2 rRNA genes are annotated in these 4,021 nt (G+C 51.3%); both read right to left on the bottom strand.

The annotated features are described in order from the left end of the window. Window positions 1–528: 528 nt before the first annotated feature. Window positions 529–643 (bottom strand): 5S ribosomal RNA (gene rrf / locus PYL13_RS26890). Between the two features lie 95 nt (window positions 644–738). Next, window positions 739–3,539: ribosomal RNA gene (locus PYL13_RS26885) — 23S ribosomal RNA — on the bottom strand. Between the last annotated feature and the right edge of the window lie 482 nt (window positions 3,540–4,021).

Raw genomic sequence — 4,021 nt, 5'->3', positions numbered from 1 at the left:
AGGATTTGAACCTGCGGCCTTCAGGTTATGAGCCTGACGAGCTACCGGGCTGCTCCACCCCGCGTTACCAGGTTTTTGCCAAAGGCAAAATACCGACTGCGCAAGTTCGCAGAACTTGTCGCGACAGAGCAAACACGATGTGTTTGCATCCCCTAGGCAAACTGTAAAACAGTTTGTCCGTATTTCCAGGTTTTTGCCAAAGGCAAAATACCCCTAGGCAAACTGCATGGCAGTTTGTCCGAACCAGCGCAAGTTCGCAGAACTTGTCGCGACTACGTCGATCGCTCTAGCGATTGACGGATCTGTGCCGAGCAAATTGGGTTGCAATTTGTCTCGCGTTTCCTGAACTTGCCAGTTTTCCCGATCTATCAGCCCTCAAAGAGTTAGCTTTTCGGAATGGCAGGACGGCATTAGTCCAAGAATTGGCCTTAAACGCAAAAAGCCGCTTTGATAGCGGCCTCGTGTTGGGCATCGAGGCCCTTTTTGTGATGAGAAGATGTTTTGTAAGCTTTGAGTTGCGTTTAGCAGACCTGGCAGCGACCTACTCTCCCGCGTCTTAAGACGAAGTACCATTGGCGCTGGGGCGTTTCACGGCCGTGTTCGGAATGGGAACGGGTGCAGCCGCCCCGCAATAACCACCAGGTCGGCAAAACGCAACAACTTACGTTGTTTTCGAGAAGCTGGAGAGCTTGAAGCTCACTTTAATTTAACACGTCTTGATGGACATGAACAATGAGAACGAAGAAGTCGATCGAGCTATTAGTAACGGTAAGCTTCATACATTACTGTACTTCCACACCCGTCCTATCAACGTGGTCGTCTTCCACGGCTCTGATAGGGAATACTCGTTTTCAGGTTGGTTTCCCGCTTAGATGCCTTCAGCGGTTATCCATTCCGTATATAGCTACTCTGCTATGCCCTTGGCAGGACAACAGATCCACCAGAGATACGTCCATCCCGGTCCTCTCGTACTAGGGACAGATCCTGTCAATATTCCTACACCCACGGCAGATAGGGACCGAACTGTCTCACGACGTTCTGAACCCAACTCACGTACCGCTTTAAATGGCGAACAGCCATACCCTTGGGACCTGCTCCAGCCCCAGGATGCGATGAGTCGACATCGAGGTGCCAAACAACCCCGTCGATATGGACTCTTGGGGGTCATCAGCCTGTTATCCCCGGCGTACCTTTTATCCGTTGAGCGATGGCCCTTCCACACGGGACCACCGGATCACTATGACCGACTTTCGTCTCTGCTCGACTTGTCAGTCTCGCAGTCAGGCTAGCTTATGCCATTGCACTCGACGACCGATTTCCGACCGGTCTGAGCTAACCATCGCGCGCCTCCGTTACTCTTTCGGAGGCGACCGCCCCAGTCAAACTACCCACCATACACTGTCCCGGATCCGGATAACGGACCGCGGTTAGACATCCACGAAGATAAGGGTGGTATTTCAAGGATGGCTCCACAAGAACTGGCGTCCCTGCTTCAAAGCCTACCACCTATCCTACACATGCCTTGGCGAATGCCAGTGTAAAGCTATAGTAAAGGTGCACGGGGTCTTTCCGTCTGACCGCAGGAACCCCGCATCTTCACGGGGAATTCAATTTCACTGAGTCTATGTTGGAGACAGCGGGGAAGTCGTTACGCCATTCGTGCAGGTCGGAACTTACCCGACAAGGAATTTCGCTACCTTAGGACCGTTATAGTTACGGCCGCCGTTTACTGGGGCTTCAGTTCAGAGCTTGCACCCCTCCCTTTAACCTTCCAGCACCGGGCAGGCGTCAGACCCTATACGTCGTATTGCTACTTCGCAGAGCCCTGTGTTTTTGATAAACAGTCGCTACCCCCTGGTCTGTGCCACCCCACTATACTTGCGTACAATGGGGTCACGCTTCTTCCGAAGTTACGCGTGCAATTTGCCGAGTTCCTTCAACATAGTTCTCTCAAGCGCCTTGGTATACTCTACCTGACCACCTGTGTCGGTTTCGGGTACGGTCTATACGGTGGAGCTATTTCCTGGAACCTCTTCGCTGCACAACCAATCCAATAAGGGTGTACAACACACGAGATCCGTCACTACCACCAGGCCCACGAATATTAACGTGGTTCCCATCGACTACGCGTGTCCGCCTCGTCTTAGGGGCCGGCTAACCCTGCTCAGATTAACTTTAAGCAGGAACCCTTGGTCTTTCGGCGAGGGAGTCTCTCACTCCCTTTATCGTTACTCATGTCAACATTCGCACTTCCGATATCTCCAGCAGCCCTCACGGGTCCGCCTTCACAGACTTACGGAACGCTCCGCTACCACACGATCATAAGATCGTATCCTCAGCTTCGGTGCATGGCTTTAGCCCCGTTACATTTTCGGCGCAAAGACCCTTATTTAGACCAGTGAGCTGTTACGCTTTCTTTAAATGATGGCTGCTTCTAAGCCAACATCCTGGTTGTTTTGGGATCCTCACATCCTTTCCCACTTAGCCATGACTTGGGGACCTTAGCTGGAGGTCAGGGTTGTTGCCCTCTTCACGACGGACGTTAGCACCCGCCGTGTGTCTGCCGACTAGTACTCCTCGGTATTCGGAGTTTGGTTAGGATCAGTAAGACGGTGAGTCCCCATAGCCCATCCAGTGCTCTACCCCCGAGGGTATTCGGTCGACGCTCTACCTAAATAGATTTCGCGGAGAACCAGCTATTTCCGAGTTTGATTGGCCTTTCACCCCTAGCCACAAGTCATCCCAATCTATTGCAACAGATATGGGTTCGGCCCTCCAGTTGGTGTTACCCAACCTTCAGCCTGCTCATGGCTAGATCACTCGGTTTCGGGTCTAATGCAACTAACTAAATCGCCCTATTCAGACTCGCTTTCGCTGCGCCTACACCTACCGGCTTAAGCTTGCTAGTTACACTAAGTCGTTGACCCATTATACAAAAGGTACGCCGTCACCCTTGCGGGCTCCGACTGTTTGTAGGCATCCGGTTTCAGGTTCTATTTCACTCCCCTCGTCGGGGTGCTTTTCACCTTTCCCTCACGGTACTTGTTCGCTATCGGTCATGCACGAGTACTTAGGCTTGGAGAGTGGTCTCCCCATGTTCAGACAGGATTTCACGTGCCCCGCCTTACTCAAGGACAATGATTGTTCTACGTGTACGGGGCTATCACCCGCTACGGCCGAACTTTCCAGATCGTTCCACTTTATTCATCATTGCCACTGGCCTGGTCCGCGTTCGCTCGCCACTACTTACGGAGTCTCGGTTGATGTCCTTTCCTGCAGGTACTTAGATGTTTCAGTTCCCTGCGTTCGCTTCTTACCCCTATGTATTCGAAGGTAAGATACCTTATATCAATACTTGGAAACCCAAACCGTTCAGAAGAACAGCTTGGATTCTCCAAGTATTTAAGGTGGGTTGCCCCATTCGGAGATCCATGGATCAAAGCTTATTCGCAGCTCCCCACGGCTTATCGCAGCGTATCACGTCCTTCTTCGCCTGTGCATGCCAAGGCATCCACCAAATGCCCTTAAAACACTTGTTCGTTCTCATTGTCTATGCCCATCCATATTTGCAAATTTGGAATTCCTATCCTTCTCGCTTGCGCTCAAAGGGGTTCCAAATCGGCCTCACACAACCCTAAGGTATGCGTAAAACCAGCAAAAACCTGATTACCTTTTACAATCAGATCATTTCATGATGCCATCGACGTGTTCGATACAATCCTCATATGAAGGCACGCCGGTGCACTTCGAGGTCGTATCATTAAGACCAGCTTCTCGAGATATCATCCGGTGATGCGCGGTCAGGCAACACCAATCCAGCATTTCCATCAGATGAACCAAAGTTCAAACAACAAAAATGCCTAGGACAAGCTTTCCTTCCTACCTCCAATCCCTCCACCACGCCCGGCCGACTAAGCCATCAAATGGGTTCACAAGGACTGGGCTCGGACGTCTCAAACCCAATGGGCTCAAAACACCTGGAAGCTTCCAGACATATCTTCTCTTCACAATGTAGACAGAA

Source organism: Agrobacterium sp. Azo12, assembly GCF_029193765.2.
Lineage (GTDB): Bacteria > Pseudomonadota > Alphaproteobacteria > Rhizobiales > Rhizobiaceae > Agrobacterium.
This window is presented reverse-complemented; position numbering and strand designations above follow the sequence as displayed.